This is a genomic window from Endozoicomonas sp. GU-1, assembly GCF_027366395.1.
Taxonomy (GTDB): domain Bacteria; phylum Pseudomonadota; class Gammaproteobacteria; order Pseudomonadales; family Endozoicomonadaceae; genus Endozoicomonas.
Map to the genome: position 1 here is coordinate 5,548,797 of NZ_CP114771.1, position 22,084 is coordinate 5,570,880.

Annotated in this window: 15 protein-coding genes; 7 read left to right on the forward strand and 8 right to left on the reverse strand. The window is 50.8% G+C overall.

Features of this window, described 5'->3' with window-relative positions; all coding sequences use genetic code 11:
• Nucleotides 1-158 precede the first annotated feature (158 nt).
• The 5 genes from O3276_RS23320 to O3276_RS23340 all read right to left on the reverse strand — a co-directional run bounded on the left by O3276_RS23320 (nucleotide 159) and on the right by O3276_RS23340 (nucleotide 7,862).
• The gene (locus tag O3276_RS23320; RefSeq protein WP_269673444.1) at nucleotides 159-1,886 is read right to left on the reverse strand and encodes an RING finger domain-containing protein; all 1,728 of its coding nucleotides are present in this window, start codon (nucleotides 1,884-1,886) and stop codon (nucleotides 159-161) included.
• 265 nt (nucleotides 1,887-2,151) lie between these two features.
• Nucleotides 2,152-2,895: a tetratricopeptide repeat protein gene (locus O3276_RS23325; protein ID WP_269673445.1), complete on the reverse strand. Its 744-nt coding sequence runs from the start codon at nucleotides 2,893-2,895 to the stop codon at nucleotides 2,152-2,154.
• Nucleotides 2,831-3,346 (reverse strand): RING finger domain-containing protein, encoded by a 516-nt coding sequence (locus O3276_RS23330; RefSeq protein ID WP_269673446.1) that lies wholly within the window; start codon nucleotides 3,344-3,346, stop codon nucleotides 2,831-2,833. Before O3276_RS23330 ends, O3276_RS23325 begins: the two co-directional genes overlap by 65 nt.
• A 256-nt stretch (nucleotides 3,347-3,602) precedes the next feature.
• Complete coding sequence (locus O3276_RS23335) at nucleotides 3,603-6,653, reverse strand: efflux RND transporter permease subunit (protein WP_269673447.1); 3,051 nt, start codon at nucleotides 6,651-6,653, stop codon at nucleotides 3,603-3,605.
• A 3-nt stretch (nucleotides 6,654-6,656) separates the two neighbouring features.
• Nucleotides 6,657-7,862, reverse strand: a complete 1,206-nt coding sequence (locus tag O3276_RS23340) for an efflux RND transporter periplasmic adaptor subunit (protein WP_269673448.1) — start codon at nucleotides 7,860-7,862, stop codon at nucleotides 6,657-6,659.
• A 439-nt stretch (nucleotides 7,863-8,301) separates the two neighbouring features.
• On the opposite strand from O3276_RS23340, the gene O3276_RS23345 reads away from it, so the two are divergent.
• The 4 genes from O3276_RS23345 to tldD all read left to right on the forward strand — a co-directional run bounded on the left by O3276_RS23345 (nucleotide 8,302) and on the right by tldD (nucleotide 12,945).
• Nucleotides 8,302-9,285, forward strand: a complete 984-nt coding sequence (locus O3276_RS23345; protein WP_269673449.1) for a hypothetical protein — start codon at nucleotides 8,302-8,304, stop codon at nucleotides 9,283-9,285.
• 115 nt (nucleotides 9,286-9,400) lie between these two features.
• Nucleotides 9,401-9,541 (forward strand): hypothetical protein, encoded by a 141-nt coding sequence (locus O3276_RS23350; protein ID WP_269673450.1) that lies wholly within the window; start codon nucleotides 9,401-9,403, stop codon nucleotides 9,539-9,541.
• Between the two features lie 400 nt (nucleotides 9,542-9,941).
• On the forward strand, nucleotides 9,942-11,177 hold the full coding sequence (locus O3276_RS23355) for a hypothetical protein (protein WP_269673451.1): 1,236 nt from the start codon (nucleotides 9,942-9,944) through the stop codon (nucleotides 11,175-11,177).
• 328 nt (nucleotides 11,178-11,505) lie between these two features.
• Nucleotides 11,506-12,945, forward strand: a complete 1,440-nt coding sequence (gene tldD, locus O3276_RS23360) for a metalloprotease TldD (protein WP_269673452.1) — start codon at nucleotides 11,506-11,508, stop codon at nucleotides 12,943-12,945.
• A gap of 27 nt (nucleotides 12,946-12,972) precedes the next feature.
• Here the strand turns inward: tldD and O3276_RS23365 are convergent, their stop codons facing one another.
• From O3276_RS23365 to O3276_RS23375, 3 genes are all read right to left on the reverse strand, one after another.
• Nucleotides 12,973-13,635 carry an NUDIX hydrolase gene (locus O3276_RS23365; protein WP_269673453.1) on the reverse strand — a complete coding sequence of 221 codons (663 nt, stop codon included), beginning with the start codon at nucleotides 13,633-13,635 and terminating at the stop codon, nucleotides 12,973-12,975.
• 24 nt (nucleotides 13,636-13,659) lie between these two features.
• Nucleotides 13,660-14,715, reverse strand: coding sequence for an AI-2E family transporter (locus O3276_RS23370; protein ID WP_269673454.1), 1,056 nt, complete (start codon nucleotides 14,713-14,715; stop codon nucleotides 13,660-13,662).
• Between the two features lie 97 nt (nucleotides 14,716-14,812).
• On the reverse strand, nucleotides 14,813-16,306 hold the full coding sequence (locus O3276_RS23375; protein WP_269673455.1) for a carboxypeptidase M32: 1,494 nt from the start codon (nucleotides 16,304-16,306) through the stop codon (nucleotides 14,813-14,815).
• Between the two features lie 266 nt (nucleotides 16,307-16,572).
• Here O3276_RS23375 and O3276_RS23380 point away from each other — a divergent pair, with 266 nt between their 5' ends.
• The 3 genes from O3276_RS23380 to O3276_RS23390 all read left to right on the forward strand — a co-directional run bounded on the left by O3276_RS23380 (nucleotide 16,573) and on the right by O3276_RS23390 (nucleotide 22,078).
• The gene (locus tag O3276_RS23380; RefSeq protein WP_269673456.1) at nucleotides 16,573-19,233 is read left to right on the forward strand and encodes a hypothetical protein; all 2,661 of its coding nucleotides are present in this window, start codon (nucleotides 16,573-16,575) and stop codon (nucleotides 19,231-19,233) included.
• 170 nt (nucleotides 19,234-19,403) lie between these two features.
• Nucleotides 19,404-21,617, forward strand: coding sequence for a hypothetical protein (locus tag O3276_RS23385; protein WP_269673457.1), 2,214 nt, complete (start codon nucleotides 19,404-19,406; stop codon nucleotides 21,615-21,617).
• A 23-nt stretch (nucleotides 21,618-21,640) separates the two neighbouring features.
• Complete coding sequence (locus tag O3276_RS23390) at nucleotides 21,641-22,078, forward strand: hypothetical protein (RefSeq protein WP_269673458.1); 438 nt, start codon at nucleotides 21,641-21,643, stop codon at nucleotides 22,076-22,078.
• Nucleotides 22,079-22,084: the final 6 nt, after the last annotated feature.

The window sequence follows — 22,084 nt, forward strand, 5'->3', positions numbered from 1 at the left end:
AAATTCATTGTCGTTTAAATTGACCTGAACTTTAACAGACCAGCATTGGTTACCGGATTCATGGCTCCTTTGATGATCCCGGGATAACCCGGAAATAACTCTGGACAGTCTCCCGGGGGACGCAAAATATTGTCACCTGCCATGGGCATTTGGCGGATCTATCGGGAAGTCTGCTCTACCATCGTTTTATACCCGTTACTGTCTGCTGCCGTGGATTCGCCCACTGTGTGGGCGCGGCCGGTTTCATCAGGAAAGGCTTCATCAAGCCCGCGTTTTTTAGCGGGTTGCGGTTTAGAGGCTTTTTCCCGTTTTTTGATGGCCAGGTCTCTCCTCAATTGAGCAGCCTTGAGCAACAGGCGTTTTCCCTTGCACTTATGTTCCGGAAATTTTTCGCCACCACGCAGATACAGGTGACCCAGGCCACTCATGGCCAGAGGAGACCCCAGCTCAATGGCTTTCAGGTACCAGCGCTCCGCTTCACGCAGATCTATCTTCAAGCCCTCGCCACCAAACTGATATAGGCGACCCAGGTTGTACATGGCTAAAACATCCCCCAGCCCGGCCGCCTTCAGGTACCATCGCTCCGCTTCATGCAGAGCTACCTCAAAGCCCGCGCCACCAAAATGATATAGGCGACCCAGCATGTACATGGCTGAAGCTATATTGGCTGGATCTTTTCCCAGCTCAACCACCTTGAGCAACCAGATTTTCGCCTGATGCAGATCTGCCGGAAAGTTCTCGCCACCATGCAGATACAGGTAACCCAGGTGATGCATCGCTTCAACATATCCCAGCTCACCCGCCTTGAGCCACCAGGATTTCGCCTGGTGCAGATCTTTCTCAAAGCCATCCTCACCGTGGAAATACTGGCACCCCAGGTTGGTCATGGCTCCAACACCCCCCAACTCAGCCGCCTTGAACAACCGGGACTTTCCCTGATCCTGATGATCTGCCGGTAAGCCCTCGCCGCCATCCAGATACAGTAGGGCCAGGTTATTCATGGCGCAGACATCCCCCAATCCAACCGCCTTCAGGTACCAGTGCTCCGATTTGCCCAGATCTACCGCGAAGTCCTTGCCACCGTCTTGATACAGGCAGGCCAGGTTATTCATGGCTGTAGTATCCCCCAGCTCAGCCGACTTAAGGTACCAGCTTTCGGCTTTGTGCGGATCGGCTGGAAAGCCCTCGCCACCATTTTCATACACGATGCCCAGGCTGCACATGGCTTCAATATCCCCCAGCTCAGCCGCCTTAGAGTACCAGCTCACGGCTTTATGCAGATCTATCGACAAGCCCTCGCCACCAAACTGATACAGGTAGCCCAGATGCCACATGGCTTCAATATCCCCAAACTCAGCCGCCTTGAGATACCAATGCTCCGCTTTGTGCAGATCTACCGGAATGCCCTCACCACCATCATGGAACAGCCTTCCCAGGTTGCTCAGACCGATCGGGTCCGAACCTCCCCTTCCGGCCAGCAGCAGGGCCGCATCGAGATGCTTATTGGCAACGGCCAGGGCCAGGGGGGTTATACCCGCAGTTCGGCCCGCATCCACCTTTGCTCCCCGTTGCAGCAGGGCCTGGATGATCTTGATATCACCCTCCACTGCCGCGTTGACCATCTGGTTCTCCCAGCCCCGGGGCAGGGGCAGGTTTTTCACCACCATATTTTTAATGACTTCCCGCTCGTAAGGGCAGGTCACGTGGTCTTTTGTCCAACGGGAAAGGCACTTAAAGTGAAACTTATGCCCGCAGGGTCTGGCAATGGCGACGTGCCTGCCCACAAACTTCCGATTTTTGGGTGAGTAGAGGTCATCATGGCAGACCGGGCAGGTTGGGGGTTCGGTGGGTACAACAACTGCTGTACTGGAGGGTACGCTGTTCACGCCAGGTAGCTCCCTTACGTTTTTGGGATTGCTACTCTGACTGTGTTGATCTCAAAAATATCCCGTAACAGGTTCTGAAAATATCAAAAAACAGCTTTATAGATTTATTGAATTACAGAACAAGTCAAAATATCAGAAAAAAGTTGTCATACAGTTATAACGTACACAATTTTATCGATGCAGGAAGTATAGAGATACAAATTTATTGTCGTTTAAGTAGACCTGAACTTTAACAGGCCAGCATTGGTTACCGGATTCATGGCTCCTATGGATGGGCGTGGCCGGGTTCATCAGGAAAGGCTTCATCAAACCCGCGTTTTTTAGCGGGTTGCGGTTTAGAGAGTTCTTCCAGTTTTTTCATGGCCCGGGCATTCCCCAATTCAGCCGCCTTCTGGTACCAGCTCTGCGCTTTGCCGGGATCTGTCGGAAAGTCCGTTCTACCATACTCATACAGTTGGCCCAGGCAGTACATGGCGACAGCATTACCCAGCCCGGCCGCCTTGAGCAACAGGCGTTTTCCCTTGTGCGGATTTGCCGGAAAGTCTTTGCCACCGCGCAGATACAGGAGACCCAAATTGCTCATAGCCGCAGAGCACCTCCGCTTGATCGCGTACAGATACCAGTGCTCCGCTTTGCGCAGATCTATCTTGAAGCCCACGCCACCATGGTGATACAGGTTGGCAAGGTTGTACATGGCTCCAACACTCCCCAGCCCGGCCGCCTTGAATAACAGGAACGTTCCCCGGTCCGGATCTGCCTCAAAGCCCTCGCCACCATACTGATACAGGTAACCCAGATTGCTCATGGCCGCAACAACCCCCCTCCCAGCCGCCTCCCGGTACCAGTACTCCGCTTTACGCAGATCTACCCCAAAGCCCTCGCCACCAAGATGATACAGGTGAGCCAGGTGGCACATGGCTGAAGCATCCCCCAGCACGGCCGCCCTAATGAACCAGCACTCCGCTTTGCGCAGATCGACCGGAACGCCCTCGCCACCAAACCGGTACAAACGCCCCAGTTGTTTCAGACCGACCGGGTCGGCCCCCCCCCCGGTCGGCCAGTAGCAGGGCAGCATCGAGGTGCTTATTGGTAGCGGCCAGAGCCAGTGGTGTTTTACCCGGGCTCTGGCCCGCATCCACGTCCGCACCCAGGTTCAGCAGAACCCGGATGATCCCGATATCGCCTTGTTTTGCCGCATTGGTCATCTGCTGCTGCCAGCCCCTGGGCAAGGTCCGGTTTTCCAACACCATATCCTCAATGGCCCTGCGCCCGTAAGGGCACTCAAGATGATCCTTTCTCCAGCGATCAAGGCATTTAAAGTGGAATTTATGCCCGCAGGGCCTGGCTGTGGCGACGTACCTGCCCGCAAACTCGGGATTTTCAGGTCGGTAGAGATCACCGTGGCAGATCGGGCAGTTTGGGGGGGGCAGTGGGTATGACTGCTGCAATGGACGAAACACGGTTCATCTAAAGTACCCCTTGCGTGTTTGGGTTGGTTACTCAGACCGTGTAAACGCCAAAAAGATCCAATAACCAAGCGCTAAAAACGCAAAAAAAGACCTGCAGAATCCGATATCTGTCGTGTTTTCCAACGACCGCGATGAGTATGAAAATTTGTATCTTGAGAAAAGGCGACGATAACCAAATAACGCGCCAATCTTCAGCGCAAGTTGAAAAAATATTCGCTCCCGGCAGGAGCGAATATTGTTATCCGTTTTATGCCGTTTCAACAGTCACTTTGAAGAAGATGGCATAAAACAGTGGGATAACCACCAGGGTCAGAATGGTGGCAAACAGCAGACCAAACATAATGGTCACTGCCATGCTTTTGAAGAATGGGTCAACCAATAGCGGAGCCACGCCCAGTATGGTGGTCAGGGCACCCAGCAACACCGGACGGGCACGGCTGAGGGCGGCATCAATAATGGCATGATACGCCGGTTTCCCACCTTTGATTTCCACATCCGCCTGGTCCACCAGAACAATCGCATTCTTTACCATCATGCCGATCAGGCTTAAAAAGCCCAGTATCGCCATAAATTCGAAAGGCGTCTGGAAGATTACCAGCCCGATAGTGACGCCCACCAGTGCCAGCGGTGCGGTCAGCCAGATGACCAGGGGCTGGCGCAGGGCGTTGAACATAAAGATGACCGACAGGATCATGGCGGCAAAACCATAAGGCGCGGAAATGACCAGTCCTGCATTGGCGTCCCTTGAGGCTTTGTATTCGCCATACCAGGTCAGCTGATAGCCGGGAGGCAGTTCAATCGCTTCGATTTTGCTGCGGATATTGTTGAATGCATCCGCCGTCAGGATACCGGGTGCCGGGTCACCCTGTACAAGAATGGTAGGTACGCGGTCGATACGACGCAAGATGGCATCCTGATAGACGACATCGACTGAATCGATCAACTGACTCACCGGAATAAAGCGCTGCGCCACCTGACTGAACACTTCGGTATTTTCGATAGCCCGTTGATGATTGCGTTCATCCTCTGGAGAGCGGACCACAATAGGAATCAGCTCATTACCCTCACGGTACACTCCGACGTTTCGGCCAGTAAGTGTCTGGGCAATGGCCTGGTTGATCTCCGGTGTGGTCAGGCCGAAACGTTGCGCTTCTTCAGCGGCGTATACCGGACGCAGGACAGGTACCTGCTGGCGCCAGTCGTCCTGAATCGCAATCAGGTCAGGTTCATTCAGCATGATTGCTTTGGCCTGCTCAGCCAGTTGACGCAACACCTGACTGTCCGGACCCTGGAAACCGGCTTCGATTTTCTTGCCACCACCGCGGCCCAGCATAAACTTCCAGACTTTTATCGATGCATCGGGGTATTTGCTGTCCAGTTCTTTTTGCAGTTCGCTCAATAACGGCGCAATTCGGGTGTAATCATCAATATCAATCAGCAGCTGACCGTAGCTTGGGTTCCGCGCCTCTGGCGAATAGGTCAGCATAAAGCGCAGTCCGCCGCCGCCAATAAAGCTGGTGATATTGCTTATGCCTTCTTTAGCCTTTACATCCTGCTCGATATCAGCAACCACTGCTTCGGTACGCTTGATATCGGAACCCTGTGGCAGATAGACGTCCGCCACAAACTGTGGGCGCTGTGAATCAGGCATAAAGCCGGGAGGCACAAACTGTACTCCCCAGATGGTTACTGCCAGTGTGGCCAGTAGCAGTACTGAACTTACCAGACGATGGTTAATTACCCATACCAGCAGTGCTTTATAGGCCGTGATCATTCGACCCGGCTTAGGGGCCGTCTTGCTGGCATTCACTTTCATAAAGTCATGGCAGAGCATTGGGGTGACTGTGACCGCAAATACCCAGCTGAGCAGCATGGAGTAGAGGATTACCCAGAACAGTGAACCGGCGTATTCCCCCATATCCGACGGTGACAGACCAATGGCACTGAAGGCACAGATGCCCACAACGGTGCCGCCCAGCAATGGCCACTGGGTCGATTTGACAATCTCGGAAGCCAGGGCCTTGCGGTCTTCCTGAGGGTTGTTCTGCAGTCGTACCAGAATACCGTCGGTCACCACAATGGCGTTATCCACCAGCATGCCCAGCGCGATAATCAGGGCTCCCAGGGAGATACGCTGCATGGCGATATCTTCAATCAGCATGATGCACAGCGTACCGGCGACGGTAAGCAGTAAGACAAAACCGATAATGATGCCGGAGCGAACCCCCATAAACAGCAGCAGCACGACAAAAACAATGGCAACAGCGGCAATCAGGTTATCGATAAAGTTGGCCACTGACGCACGCACCGAATCGGATTGCATGGAAATCACATGCAGCTCGATGCCCAGTGGTCGCTGGTTTTCCAGTTCAGCAATCCGTGCCTTGACCGCGTCCCCCATATCCACCACGTTGCCACCGGTAACATTGGAGATACCAAAGCCAATGGCCCGTTCGCCGTTATAGCGCATCAGCATGGAGGCCGGTTCCCGGTGTCCCCGGGTCACATCGGCAATATCGCCCAGGCGGAGTACGGCGTTGTTTGCACCAACGCCGACCTGCAGATTTTTCAGATCAGTAAAGGAGTGTACGCTGGCGGAGGGGATCACTGGAATGCGCATGGTATCAGTGGCAAGACTGCCAGCAACGGCCACCAGGTTCTGTTTTTGCAGTACCTGAAGGACTTTCTCTGCCGACAGGCCGTAGCTGGCCATCCGTTCACTGGATATTTCGACGAAAATGGTTTCCTGTTGTTCGGCCAGCGTGGCTGTTTTGGCGACGCCCGGCACCAGTACCAGCTCACGACGCAGGGTGTCAACGTAATCCTGCAGTTGCCGGTCACTGAACCCTTCACCGGTTACGGCAAAGAAGAGGGCATAAACATCGGCGAAATCATCATTAACGATGGATGGGCCGGCACCGGGCGGCAGTTGCCGTTGAACATCACTGATTTTCCGCCGCAGTTTGTCCCAGACCTGCTGTAAATCCCCGGAGCTTTTGGCAAATTCCAGCTGGATTTCAACGGTCACTTCGGACATGCCCTGTTTGGAGACGGATTTTACTTCCTTGAGCTCCTGCAGGGACTGAACCGCACCTTCGATCAGGTCCGTGACTTCATCGGCTACTTCCTGGGCGGTGGCACCATTATAAGGCGTATTAATGACCGCCTGACGAATAACGAATTCAGGATCTTCAAAGCGACCCAGTTTCAGGTAGCTGATATAACCGCCGATCAGGGTCAGGGCGATAATCACCCAGACACTGGTGCGTTTTGCGATGGTGTAGCGTGCAATATCCATGCATCAGACTCCAGAACTTTTCTGGGTGGAGCCATCAGCTTTTCTGATAAGAGAGCCATCAGCGTTTCTGATAAAAGGGCCATCAGCTTTTCTGATAAGAGAGCCATCAGTGTTGCCAGAGCCTTTCGTGGCTTTTTCACCAGGACTATCGGTATATGGGCGAACTTCCATGCCCTCTTTAAGGCTGGAAACACCGGCGATAATGACCCGTTCACCGTTGGACAGGTGTTGTCTGATCTCGATACGGTTGTTATTCAGGTTGCCCACTTTGACAAAGCGTTTTTTCACCCGGTTGTCACTGCCAACCACCCAGACAAACTGGCCGCCCTGATTGTCCGGAACCACTGCCGTCAGCGGAACGGTGATGGTTGCCAGAGCGCCTTCCGCCCGGGTGCTGGACGCAGTGACTTTAACAGCCATGCCTGGCAGAACGCGGAAGCCCTTGAGGTCATCAAATCCGAATACCACCGGGTAAGTCTGGGAGACAGGGTCCGCTTCTGTTGCCCAGGTGCGTAAAGCCAGTGGGAATAACTGACCGGGTACAGCGGATAATTCCGCATTGACTGTCGCCTGATTATGTTCGGAAAGCATCATCTGATAGGGAAGGTTAATCACGACTTCCAGGTCACTCAGGTCATGCAGTACCAGCACTGGCGCATTGGCCTGGATCTGGATATGGTTGTCCACCAGTTTACGACCGATGATGCCGTCAAAAGGTGCTCTCAGCTCGGTGTACTCATACTGTCGTTTTGCTTCATCGACACGGTTCCGGACCAGATTGAATCGGGTGGTGATGGCGTCCAGGTCACTTTTGGAAATCGCCCGGCTTTTGTCAAAAATCGCTTTGGCGCGATTATAGTCATCCTCTGCACTTTGCAGCTCAAGTTCCGCCGATGCAAGTGCTGTTTTGGCATCCCGGGCATCCAGTTTGGCCAGCAGATCTCCCTGCTTGATGTAATCACCTTCTTTTACCCGGATGTCGGTGATCAGTCCACCTACACGAAAGGCAAGGTTGGCTCGTTCAGCGGCACGGACCACACCATTAAAACTGAGTTCATCATTGATACTGCTGCTGACCACTTCTGTCAGGGCAGGTTGAATAACGACAGTTTTGGTTTGAGCAACGTCTTCTTGACCGCACCCTCCAAGAAGGAGTGATGCCAGGGCAATGGCAGCTGCCCGTCTGGTGATTTGTATGGATGTCAGCATAGTGACCGGTCTCTAAAAAATTCTGATCCGATGTGATCAAGGCAGGAGGAAAATTATTTCCTGAAGTTGTGTTCGGGAGGCTGATAACTCAGAAGTAAACGTTCGGGTTTGATAGTATGCTCGCGTTAGATAAATGTAAACTTCACAGTGTATTTTGCGTGTTGCTTTAATTTGCCCCGTTCTTGTTCAGGGTTTGTACATAGTAGCGCTCAACGTTGAACAATCCGACGTAAAAAGTGAGAACAATCGAATAAAGCGGAATATTTTTCACGGCAAAAGAAATTGCTGATGGCCTTATATAGTCCAAAGCAATCTTACCAAAACTGAAATAACCACAAAAAGCCATCTAGGCTACAGGCTTGCTAATCCTAGGTCTTTGTCTCGCACCTATACGGCAATGGCACTCTCAATGTCTAACCGAGAATCTATGGAGTAAATTGTGCAGCCATTTTCTTCAACTTATGTACCTCTGTCAGGGGCTCCCGGCAATTCCCACCTTAACGAACCAGCAAACACCAACCCCACCGGCACATTAGGAAAGTTTGCCGTTGCCGTCCAGTCAGGAGTTTCCACCTTCTTCAGATCTCTCTCTCCAAATTATGTTCCTGAACATCAACGACACATCAGCCAGCCAACGGCCCCGGTTGCCAGCACTGTGCCTGCTGACCATAAAAACGACAAAACAAGCCTGGCGGATAATGTCGTCCAGGGGGTTGGGCTGGCCAGCAAGGCACTGTCCTGCTGGGTACCCAATGCCAGTGCAGTGGGCGATGCGATAGGAACCATCTGTTCTTCCATTTTCCTGGTGAATAGGCTGGATGATATGGCTGTTTCGGGAAAGTCGGGAAAGTCGGGTAAAGAGTCAACCATCGGTTCAGAAAATGTGTCAAAAGACCCTTCGCAAAAGGTCACTGATAAAAAACAGGAAAATGAAAAGCCGGGCAAGCCGGTAACCGCTTTGGGCACAACAAACCGTGTATCAGGTCCGGCCATGGCAACCGTCACCCTGATGGCGATGGATCGGCTGGCGGGGGCTGCGGCCCAGAATACAACAGTAGGGCACAGCTCAGGTCCAACTTCGGAAACGGCCAACATATCCACGACCACTAGCGACGCATCAACGTCCAACGCAACTACTGTGTTGCCTGGTACAACCATGACAGGAAACAACACCTCAATGCCGTTACCGTCCATCAATGCCACGAACGCTACCGCAACACCATCGGCTGGAACCTTCAGTCACTGGGACAGTCCCTGGTCTGTCCTGGGTTTCAGCCTGAGTACCGCTGTCATTATTGTCACGATCGCTGGAGGTGTTGGTCTATACGCTCTCAGTCAATACTATCATCGTCGGGACGAGGCACGGCAACAAGCGGACCCTGAAATACCGTTGAAACCCTTAAATCAGCAGGCCAATAACTGATCGAGCCATTTATGCAGGTGATGCTGCCCGCATGGGGTGAAATAATCTTTGTAGCGAATCTGGACGACTATTCAGTTTATACTCACGTCATTGGGCAGCCCCCCGGAAAAGGCTGATGGTATGCGGTGTAGAAAGGGAGAGGTATTCGTGGTTCAGGGAGGCCATGGAAGTCGGTAAATTGAACGAAACGGATCTTGGCGTGATGACCAATATCTACATCAGTCTGTTTCAGGGCATGCTATTCTGGCCCCAGTGACTGGTCTCTAAAAAATTCTGATCCGATGTGATCAAGGTAGGAGGAAAACTATTTCCTGAAGTTGTGTTCGGGAGGCTTACCTGAATTCAAGTCATAAATGTAAACTTGGTAGTGTACTGTGCGTGTTGCTTTATTTGCCCCGTTCTTGTTCAGGGTTTGTACATAACAGAGCCCAACGTTGAACAAGCCGCCGCAAAAAGTGAGAACAATCGAATAAAGCGGGATGTTTTTCACGGCAAAAGAAATTGCTTATGGCCTTATGTAGTCCAAAGCAATCTTACCAAAACTGAAATAACGACAAAAAGCCATCTAGGCTCCCAGTGTATGCCTTTGTATTTTACTCATACGACAATGGCACTCTCAATGTATAACCGAGACAACATCTATTATGGAGTAAATTGTGCAGCCATTTTCTTCAACTTATGTACCTTTGTCAGGGGCTCCCGGCAATTCCCACCTTAACGAACCAGCAAAAACCAACCCCACTGGCACATTAGGAAAGTTTGCCGTTGCCGTCCAGTCAGGAGTTACCACCTTCTTCAGATCTCTCTCTCCAAATTATGTTCCTGAACATCAACGACACATCAGCCAGCCAACGGCCCCGGTTGCCAGTACTGTGTCTGCTGACCATAAAAACGACAAAACAAGCCTGGCGGATAATGTCGTCCAGGGGGTTGGGCTGGCCAGCAAGGCACTTTCCTGCTGGGTACCCAATGCCAGTGCAGTGGGCGATGCGATAGGAACCATCTGTTCTTACGTTTCTCTGGCGAATAGGTTGGATGATATGGCTGTTTCGGGAAAGTCGGGAAAGCCGGGTAAAGAGTCAACCATCGGTTCAGAAAATGTGTCAAAAGACCCTTCGCAAAAGGTCACTGATAAAAAACAGGAAGATGAAAAGCCGGGCAAGCCGGTAACCGCTTCGGGCACAACAAACCGTGTATCAGGTCCGGCTATGGCAACCGTCACCCTGATGGCGATGGATCGGCTGGCGGGGGCTGCGGCCCGGCCTATAGCAGGAAGTGCCGAGGATCGGAATGATACGAAAATCGACAACACAAACACTTCGAGGCACAGACAAAATCTGACAACCACGGCACGACCCACCGGAACGGAAACGATCAATGTAACTACTACCAACGCAGCGCCATCATCGTCCAGCAATGCCACGAACACTACCCCCGGATCATCGACTCAGCCGCCAAAGACAACCGTGACAACCAGGATCGGGACCAGCCCAACAACTGATAACAGCACAGCACCATCAACGACCAACAATGCCACGAACACTACCCCCGGATCATCGACTCAGCCGCCAAAGACAAACGTGACAATAGGGACCGGGAGCAGCCTAACTATTCATAACAGCACAGTACCATCAACGTCAATCAATGCCACGATCACTCCCACAACACCATTGGCAACGGCGGCAATGGCACCGCCCGTCATGCCTGCACCATTGGCTGGAACCATCAGTCCCTGGGTTGTCGTGGGTGTCAGCCTGGGTACCGCTGTCACCATCGTTGCAGGCATTGGTCTATGCGCTCTCAGCCAATACTATCATCGTCGGGACGAGGCACGGCAACAAGCGGAACCTGAAATACCGTTGGAACCCTTAAATCAGCAGGCCAATAACTGATCGAGCCATTTATGCAGGTGATGTTGCCCGCATGGGGTGAAATAAGCTTGGTTGCGAATCTGGGCGACTATTCAGTTTATACTCACATTGGGCAGCCTCCCGGAAAAGGCTGATGGTATGCGGTGTAGAAAGGCAGAGGTATCCGTGGTTCAGGGAGGCCATGGAAGCCGGTAAACTGAACAAAATGCATTATGAGAAATTGTAAACTTCCCTTGAGTTAGCCCGTTCTCAGGGAGTAGGCTTGCAATAAGAATAAACCAGTGTGAAGCCACGCTGCTGACAAAACGTGCTGCTGACCAAAGCGGTAACAAAAGTGGTGACAAAATCTATGACCGATATTATTACAACAGCCCGCGACCAACTGCTGACTCCAGCCAATATCGGCGACAGTGAACTCAGCAGGATTCTGGACAACATTCTGGGGCACAATGTGGATGCCGCTGACCTCTATTTCCAATCCATGCGCCATGAGTCCTGGGTGCTGGAAGATGGCATCGTTAAGGAAGGCAGTTTCAATGTCGACAGCGGGGTCGGTGTTCGCGCCATGAGTGGCGAGAAAACCGGTTTTGCCTACTCCAATGAAATTATCCTCCCGGCACTGGAACAGGCTGCCGGTGCCGCCCGAAGTATTGCCCGGGTCGGCCAGCAGCAGCAGGTTCAGGCATGGCAGCGCAGCCAGCCACTGTCGCTCTACGGAACCGCCAACCCTCTGGATTCTTTAACCAGTGAAGATAAAGTTGATCTGCTGAAAAAGCTGGACCAGGAAGCCCGCAAGGCCGACCCCAGTGTCAAGCAGGTGACGGTGAGTCTGGCCGGTGTCCATGAGGTGGTGCTGGTAGCCGCCTCCGATGGCACGCTGGCAGCGGATATTCGCCCGTTGGTTCGTTTGAATGTCAGTGTTATTGCTGAAAAAGAGGGGCGTATTGAGCGCGGGTCGGCCGGAGGCGGCGGTCGGGGTGACTACCTTCAGTTCCTGCTCAACGACACCGGCCTTGAGTATGCCCGCAAGGCCGTGCGTCAGGCAATGACCAACCTTGAAGCAGTAGCCGCTCCGGCAGGCACCATGCCGGTGGTATTAAGCGCTGGCTGGTCCGGTGTGCTGCTGCACGAAGCGGTAGGCCATGGACTGGAAGGCGACTTTAACCGTAAAGGGTCGTCTGCCTATGCTGGCCGGATTGGCGAACGGGTTGCTTCTCCACACTGTACCATTGTTGATGACGGTACGCTGGGCGGTCGTCGTGGTTCCATGAATATGGACGATGAGGGCGTACCCACAGAAAGCACCGTCCTGATTGAAAATGGCATTCTCAAAGGCTATATGCAGGATAAGCTGAACGCTCGTTTAATGGGTGTTGCACCAACCGGAAATGGACGACGTGAGTCGTATTCCCACCTGCCCATGCCAAGGATGACCAATACCTATATGCTGGCTGGCAAGCATGACCCGGAGGAGATTATCAGTACCGTTAAAAAAGGCATCTATGTGGAAAACATGGGCGGTGGTCAGGTGGATATTACCTCCGGTAAGTTTGTGTTCTCCACCAGTGAGGCCTGGTTGATCGAAAATGGCAAAAAGACCGTGCCAGTCAAGGGCGCCACCCTGATCGGTAATGGCCCTGATGTGATGAACAAGGTGTCCATGGTCGGCAATGACCTGGAACTGGACCCCGGTGTCGGGGTCTGTGGTAAGGATGGTCAGTCTGTTCCGGTGGGTGTTGGTCAGCCGACGTTGAAGATTGATGAAATTACCGTGGGTGGTACGGCTTAATATTCTCTGTGGATTGTGCCCATCGTTTCAGTCAAAAACGGTGGGCAATTCCCGTTTATTTTTGTGCTCCAGTAATAATTGGATATCTTCCGGCAAGGTTCTTCCCCCGGAAAGCTCCGGCAGATCGTCAATATCAAAAAAGCCAATATCGGAAATTTCAATATTCTCTTTTGGGGCTCCACCGGTCAATTCGCAGAGAAAAATCAATTTGTAGATATGATAAGGGCTTCGTGGGCGGTAGGGGTGTCGCTGGGTATCCCGAACAGCGACCAGCTTTAATGCCCTGGCGGTATAGCCGGACTCTTCCACAATTTCCCGCTCGACCCCATAAGCGGGAGGTTCGCACACATCGCCCCAGCCTCCGGGCAGCGCCCAGCGCCCATCAGACCGCTCTTTGACCAGCAGTATTTTATTATCGAGGAATACGCCGCCACGGAGGTCAATCTTCGGAGTGGCATAACCATGATCCGGCAGAAAGTAGTCGTTCACTTTTGCTGTGGGGGCTCCGGTCAGCAGTGCGGTCATATCATGGGCAATAGCCTGTAATTGGTGATATCGCTCAAGGTCAAATTCACCTCTGGAGAAGGTGAGCCCGTTCTGGGCAATGGCCCGGATCTTTTCTGCCCAGTCGATCCATGGATTGTTATCCGGGTCATTTTTTTTCAGATCAACGTCAGGTTTATCAACCATCACCGGCTCCCTTTTACCTATTAATCAGCTGTTCTTCTGTTGGTGTTGCTCTGCACTGTCGTCAGGTCCTAACAGAATAGCCATGTTCCGCCACTGTCTGGAAGATTCCATCATGATTTTAATAAACATGGTCAGTGGAACGGAGAGAATCATCCCTACAGGCCCTAACAGCCAGCCCCAGAAGATCAACGACAGAAAGACGACCAGGGGCGACAATCCCAGCCCTTGTCCCATAACGTTAGGCTCAATGATATTACCGATAAACACGTTGATCGCCAGGTAGCCCGCCAGAACCAGCATGGCATCGCCATAGCCAAACTGCAGCAGTGTCAGCAGAATGCCGGGAATAGCCGCCACGATGGAGCCGACATTAGGGATGAAGTTAAACAGAAAAGCGACCAGCCCCCAGAGCACATAAAAGTTCACCCCTTTCGCCCAGAGCATGGTGCCAACCAACAGGCCAGTGATCATACTGATCAGCGTTTTCAGGGCCACATAACGGTTAAATGAGTGGAGAAAACGACGCATGCTCTGTAACTCATGGTCCGGGGATGACAGTGCCAAGCGCAGCTTGCCCGGCAGCAGCGGAGCTTCCAGCAGCATGAAGATGGCGGCGATTAAAATCAGCAGGGCAAAACTCATGGTGCTGCCGAGTTTGCCAATCATATTGGTCAGCAGACTGACAAGCGCCGATGGGTCAAAGGAGTCCATAAAGGTTTTCAGGTCAACACGGATATTTTTCTGTGCTAAAAAGGCCTGAGTCCTGTTAAACGACTCAGTCAGCTGTTCACGATACCCGGGCAGTGCAGCGGTAAACTCCTGAACCGTGCTGGCAACATTACCCAGGAATAACAGGGCGAAGATGACAAAGGCCGTTAAGGTGAACAGGATTCCGACGATTCGGGGGACCCTGAACCGCGCCAGCAAGTCAACCACAGGATTGGCCAGCAAGGCAAGCAGGGCAGAAAGCAGCAGGGGAATAACCAGTGTGCTGCCCAGCTTGATCCCCGTTATGATGATAATCAGTGCTGCCAGCCCCTGAAATATATGGCGGACATGTGTCGTTTTGATGCCCCGCATCAGGTTAACCTCGAGGATAATAATGGAGAGATTCAGTCGATTTCATCATAGTTAACCCGGGCGTGCTATTGATGAAAATGCTATTTATCAGGGCCTGTCAGCCAAGATACCTTTCTTTCAGGTGTTGTTGGAAATGACTGGCTGTTAATGGCTCGCCGGTCGCCCTGGTCATCAGTTCTGCCGTGGAATACTTTCGTCCCTGTGACCAGATGTTGTTTTTCAGCCAGTCAAAAATGGGTGAAAGGTTACCCTGTTGAATCAGCTCTGCAATATCCGGCATGGTTTTTTTCCGGGCGGCAAACAGCTGGGCTGCGACCATGGCTCCGAGGGTGTAGCTCGGGAAGTAGCCGAACGAACCCATGGGCCAGTGAATATCCTGCATGCAGCCATTCTTGTGATCACCGGCTACATCCAGACCCAGGTAATCCTGCATTTTCTGCTGCCAGAGTTCGGGGATATCACCCACCTCGATGTTCCCTTCAATCAGGTCTCGCTCGATTTCATAGCGCAAAATAATATGAGCCGGGTAGGTGATCTCATCCGCATCAACCCGGATAAAGCCCGGACGAACCCGTTTGTAGATTTTTTCCAGATTATCCAGTGCCATGGCCGACTGTGACGTGCCAGCGCAGAGGTGTTTGACGATCAACGGCTGGATCAGCGACAGGAATTCGCTGCTGCGACCCAGCTGCATTTCAAAGAACAGGCTCTGTCCTTCATGGATGCCCATGGAGCGGGGGAGGGCAATGGGGAGTTCACGGTTCTGTTCCGGCAGATTTTGCTGGTAGCGGGCATGGCCGGTTTCATGGATGATGCCCATCAGTGCTTCCACAAAGTTATCTTCTTTGTAGCGGGTAGTCATCCGGACATCTTCGCTGACACCACCACAAAATGGGTGAGTACTTACGTCCAGTCGGCCATGGTCAAAATCAAAGCCGAGCAGCTGCATCACCTCCAGTCCCAGCGCCTTTTGCCTGTCGATCGGGAAGGGGCCTTCAGGCTGAATGATGCTCACCGAAGACTGGCGATCCAGGGCATCCTGAATATAGCCAGGCAGCCAGGTTTTCAGGTCACCAAACAGCTGGTCAAGCTCCCGGGTATTGACGCCGGGTTCATAAAGCTCCAACAGGGCGTTGTAAGGGGAAACATGGTTTTTTTCTGCCCGAACAGCCGCTTCCTGGCGGGAGAGGTTAACCACCTCTTGCAGATTCCTGGCAAAACCCGGCCAGTCATTTGCAGGCCGCTGGCTGCGCCAGGCATGTTCACAGTTTGTGGATGCAATGGTTTTGGCTTTCACCAGATCATCAGGAATGGCACTGGCCTGTTGCCATTCAACCGCCATTTCTCTAATGGAGCGGATGGTGTCCGGGTTGGTTTCCTGAGCCTGTGCTTCTTGCAGCCAGGCTGCCACTTCCGGTGCCGTCAGCAGCTGATGCAGAAGGGTGTTCAATTCCGCCAGCGCTGCACCACGGGCCTGATTGCCGCCGACAGGCATCATGGCGGCCTGGTCCCAGCCAGCGATAGCTCCCAGATGGGAAAGGTGATACATCTGCTGGAATCGGCTCACCAGATGCTCATAAGCAGTGGTCATCGTTGAACTCCATACACGTTATTATGAGGTCCATTGTATGACGTGATAGTGCACAGGGACAGGCTGCTTTTCTCAATTGATAAAAAAGCCGATAACAAAGGCCGTCACCGGGAGGTTAATTAAGCCCTTATTTTTCTCAGTGATTTGAGGCGTGCATAACTGCTCGTTGTCGATCTGGCCCGGGTCAGGTTGCACAGAGATGGAACAAAAAAGGCTTTATGTTGTCCGTATTGAGAGATATCCGCGATTCTAAAGGGGTATTGGTTATGGAAAGTGTACAGCCTTCTGTTGTCAGTGTACCTGGCGTGGTAAGTGGTAAAAATCAATTACCGGCAGCAGCCATAGCCAATCATGCCAGCAAGCGCATTGACTCTGGCGGTTCTTTGGCCGGGATACCCAGCAGTTCGAATACTGTTAAAAGCAGAAAAAATGCTCCGGTGGAATACTCTGCTAAAAAAATACCGGAGAAAAGCCTGACTGAAAGAAAAGTTAACTTCGATGAAGAACCATCCACGGTAAAAAGTTATTCGGAATTAATGTCTTTTTACCGTGAGAATCTCAAACATAAGGAGTTTTCCTACGATCTTGCAGGCTTTACACCAAAGTCAACGGAAGATCTCAAGATGATGGAGTCTTTTCGAGCGGATGTTGCTCGTTTTGACAAGATGGTGAGCGATGAAAGACAGAAGCTGCGTAAAATGGGCGGTGACCGAACAAGCGCAAGACAAAGCTATGAATGCCTCAGAGAGCAGCTGTTTAATTTGAAATATGAGTACTTTGTTTTGTGCTCCGAACGCTACAAGCCTGTATCCGGGATAGTGTTAGTGTTACAGATGGTATCGTCATTGCGTCTTGGTGATGAGCCAGACATGCACCAACTAATCAAACGTCTCACCAGTAAGTATTGCCAATGCGTCGGTGATCTTGACATGGAGTTATACTGGCACGCTGTCTGTAGTGATCGTCTGGCACAGCACTGGCAGGTCTTTATGTCACAATCCATGGAGTGTCTGAATGTCTGTGCCGATCTGACCAGTTTGCATCAACAACTCTCGAAACATCATCAGGAAACATTTAAAGGGTTTCCCGACTCAGCATCCCGTCTCTGTACAACTGTCAGTTTGTCTCTGATCATAATCCTGGACGATGCTGTTAATCACTATGCACAGCTAGAGGACAAAAATGACCTGCATCGTGGGTTAGGTTCTGATGTTACAGGATTGAGCAAATGGTTAAATTCAGCATCAAACCATTCAGACCTGTTCAAGTGTTATAAAATTCCCCAAGTGATACAAATGATCAGTGCTTCACTGTGTATTGGCGAATTTGTCTCAGCGCGCAAGCTGTTAAGCGAGTTCATCAAACTGATTGATGGCAAAATTGATGGCATAAATGCTGAGCTGGACGATGCCGAATGGTTGTTTTATCTCGCCTCGAAGGCGTTATCGTGCCTGGTTTGCATCAAATTGCCAGACATTGGCAATGATGAACTTAAAAATATCGAAACCATCAAAAAGTTGTTAAAAGAGGTAATGCAAAAGGCTGAGCAGATGTTTTCCCTGTCTGCAGCTGAGTGCTCAGAACTCGATGAGTGTTTTCAAAGATTCGTAGAAGGACCCTGCAGAGACGTTTTATTGATGCACGCCCTGAGGGGACAAGAATCTGCCAGGCAAATAAACCGTTTGATCAGTGGAGAAGAATCTGGGAAAACCAGGGAAAAACGGGAGATCAGGGGGAAGCTGAAACGAAAAATGGCCAGGGGCTATGGTTACCGGAAACCGGCGGAGTTAAAAGCACCTGTACCCGCCGCCCAGTCGCCAGCCCGGCCAGATTCACCAACCCCGCCAAGGGCAACATCTTTGCCACAGGGGGTGCAGGATGCGGTAAGAGCGTTTATTGCTGATCGACCAATGGCTGAGGTCACGGCAATGATTCAATCAGTGGTTGATGATCCCGAGAGTACGCCTGTGGTTAAGGCTGAGTCTTATTTCGCTCTTGCTGATATGCTTGACAGAAAAATGAATAGAGAATTCAACCGGATTATCTCTCAAACGTCCTTCATTTATTCCTATGGGCAGTTAATACGAGCAGGTGTGATGCCGTCGCCCGCTTTGGGTGTGGCATTCAAAAAGGCCATTCAGGACGTTACTGAGATAACGAAGATTTGTGGTTGGCTTGATAGTGTCAATGATGTGCTGAGCACCTTGTCGGGATTAATTCTTCGTACTGATGGGCTGGACAGGGAATTTCTGGATGAGCTGGCATCTTTGCATGAGCGTCTCAGGGCAGAGGTTGGGCTGGTTAGTGAGATTGAAGCCACTTTTGATGAGTTAAAAAGCATCTGGAGTGACCGGTTCCAGTTTTTGAAAAGAAACAACAAGCTGCCAAAAGGTCGAAGAAGACCTGTACACGATCGGCAAGATCAATCGCAAATGGCCACCTTCGATCTGCCAAAATTGCTAGAGATCTGGGGTAAACTGACAAGGCAGGTAAACCCGTTGAAAATAACACTGGAAAAAACCGGGGAGGATTTAGACAGGCATCGTATTTCCAGACTGGCAGACTGTGAGCAATGGGAGGCTGGCGGTGATGATGATTCCTCACGCGCTGCCAATGATGACCCAGAGGTGCCTTCTGCGCTTGTCAGTCAGCAGCAACGGGCGCAATTAGCAGACAGTTACTACGGGCCTGAATACTGGTCAAAATTTACCCTGGAGGACTGGTTGCCAGACAGTGCACTGCCCGAAAGGCATCCACTGACACTGATCGCCGAGGCATTGCACAGACCTCTGTCGGTCAGGGCTGGTGGGCAGCAATGGTTAATTGGCGAAGATGGCACAGCAACCATCAAGCCTGCAGCCATTCCGAAAAATTCGCTGAACCTGACGGTTGATGAACTGGCCAATCCACTGACGCCTCATACATAAGTAGCCAGAAATATATGATTCCATATGGCCAGCTACTTAAGTCCTTATATTTTCTCCGTGATAACGCCTCATTTTTGATCTGGCCCGGGTCAGGTTGCATAGATAGGGAACAAAAAAGGCTTTACGTTGTCAATATTAAGAAATATTCGCGATTATAAAAGGTAATGGTTATGGAAAATACAAAGCCTTCTGCTGGCAGTGTACCTGGCGTGGTTACTTTTGAAAAGCAATTCCCGGCAGCAGCCAAAGACAATAATGCCAGCAAGACCATTGACTCCGTCGGTCCGAATGTTATTGAAAGCAGAAAAAAAATACCGGTGGAAGACCCTGTTGAAAAAAAGTGTGGTAAAAAACTGCCTAAGAGAAAGGTTGTCCGTCATAAAGAATTACCCAAAGTAAAAAGTTTTGAAGAATTACTTCGTTTTTGTGTCAATACCTTCCGAAATATGGAGTTTTCCTATGACTTTGCTGGCTTTACACCTAAGTCAATGAAAGATCTCGAGATTATGGAGCATTTTCGAGAGGATGTTGCTCTTTTTGAGGAAATGGTGACGAATGAAAGAAAAAAGGTTGGTAGAAAATCGAGTGACCGAACATTGGCAAAAGAAAATCGTGAATTGCTTAGAGATCAGTTGTTTCTTTTGAAACAAGAATACTTCGCTCTGTGCCACAGACGTTTCAAACCTGTATCCAAAACAGTGTTAGATTTACACTTTGTGTCGTCATTGCGTTGTGGTGATGAGCCAGACGTAAACCAAATCGAACGTCTCGCAAATAAGTATGGACAAAACATCAATGAATTGGTCCAGCTGTTTCAGTCGAATGCTCTCAATGGTGATCGTTTGTCACAGCACTGGCAGGTCTTCATGTCTCAATCCATGGAGCTTCTGAATGTCTGTGACAGTCTAGCCGATTTGAATAGCCAGATCCCGATCAATCCTGATAGTCTGCTTAGCAAGAATGTGGAAAAGCATAATCAGTATATTGACCTGATCTCCAGAGTCAGTGACACTGTCGGTTTGTCTCTGATAAGAACTCTGGATGATGCTGTCAATCACTATCCACATTTGAAAGAAAAAGCAGACCTGAAGCGAGGATCAGCTTCTGCTGTTAAAGGTTTCAGCAATTGGTTAAATTCAGCGTCGGACAAAAAAGACCCAGACCTGTTCGAGTGCTATGAAATTCCCCAAGTGATACAAATGATCAGTGCTTCACTGTGTATTGGCGAATTTGCCACAGCACTCAGGCTGTTAAGCAAGTTTAGCAACCTGATTGATGGCAAAATTGATGGCATAAATGCTGAACTGGACGATATCGAATGGTTGTTTTATCTTGCATCGAAGGCATTAGCGTGCCTGGTTTGCATCAACTTGTCAGACATTGACAATCAAAAACTTATACATATCGAAACAACCAAAAAGTCGTTTAAAGACGCGATGGAAAAATTTAAGCAGACGTTTTCCCTGTCTAAAGCTGAGTGTGCAAATCTTGATGACTGTTTTCAACGATTCATAGAAGGGCCCTGCAGAGATATTTTACTGATGCATGCCCTGAAAGCAGAAGAATCCGCCATGCAAATAAACAGTCTGATCAGTGAAGAAGAATCTGAGAAAGCCAGGAAAAAATCGGAGATCAGGGGGAAGCTTAAACGAAAAATGACCAGGGGCTATGGTTACCGGAAACCGGTGCAGCCAAAAGCACCTGTACCCGCAGCTCAGTCGACAGCCCGACAAGACTCACCAACCCCACCACGGGAAACACCTTTGCCACAGGGGGTGCAGGATGCGGTAAAGGCGTTTATTGCTGATCGACCAATGGCTGAGGTCAAGGCAATGATTCAATCAGTGGTTGATGATCCCGAGAGTACGCCTATGGTTAAGGCTGAGTCTTATTTCGCTCTTGCTGATATGCTTGATAGAAAAATGAATAAAGAATTTGACCGGATTATCACTCATACGTCCTTTATTTATTCCTATGGGCAGTTAATACGAGCAGGTTTGACGCCGTCGCCCACTTTGGGTATGGAATTCAAAAAGGCCATGCAGGACGTTACTGATATAACGAAGATTTGTGGTTGGCTTGATAATGTCAATGATGCGCTGAGCACCTTGTCGGGATTAATTCTTCGTACTGATGGGCTGGACAGGGAATTTCTGGATGAGCTGGCATCTTTGCATGAGCGTGTCGGGATAGAGGTAGGGCTGGTTAGTGAGATTGAAGCCGCTTTTGATGAGATTAAAAGCATCTGGAGTGAACGGTTCCAGTTTTTGAAAAGAAACAACAAGTTGCCAAAAGGTCGAAAAAAACCTGTACAACATCGACAAGATCAATCGCAAATGGACACCTTCAATCTGTCACAATTGCAAGAGGCTGGGGTGAACTGAAAAGGCAGGTAAACCCGTTGAAAATGACACTGGAAAAAACCGGGGAGGATATAGACAGGCATCGTATTTCCAGACTGGCAGACTGTGAGCAATGGGAGGCTGGCGGTGATGATGATTCCTCTCGTGCTGCCAATGATGATCCAAAGGTGGCACCTGCGCTTGTCCAGGAGGAGGTTCAACGGGCGCAATTAGCAGGCAGTTGCTACGGGCCTGAATGCTGGTCAAACTTTACTCTGGAGGACTGGTTGCCAGGCAGTGCGCTGCCCGACAGACATCCACTGACATTGATGGCCGAGGCATTGCACAGACCTCTGTCGGTCAGGGCTGGTGGGCAGCAATGGCTAATTAGAGAGGATGGCACAGCAACCATCAAGCCCGGAGCCATTCCGAAAAACTCATTGAACGTGACGGTTGATGAGCTGGCCGATCCACTGATGCCTCATAACAGTAGTGCTTTATAAATACCG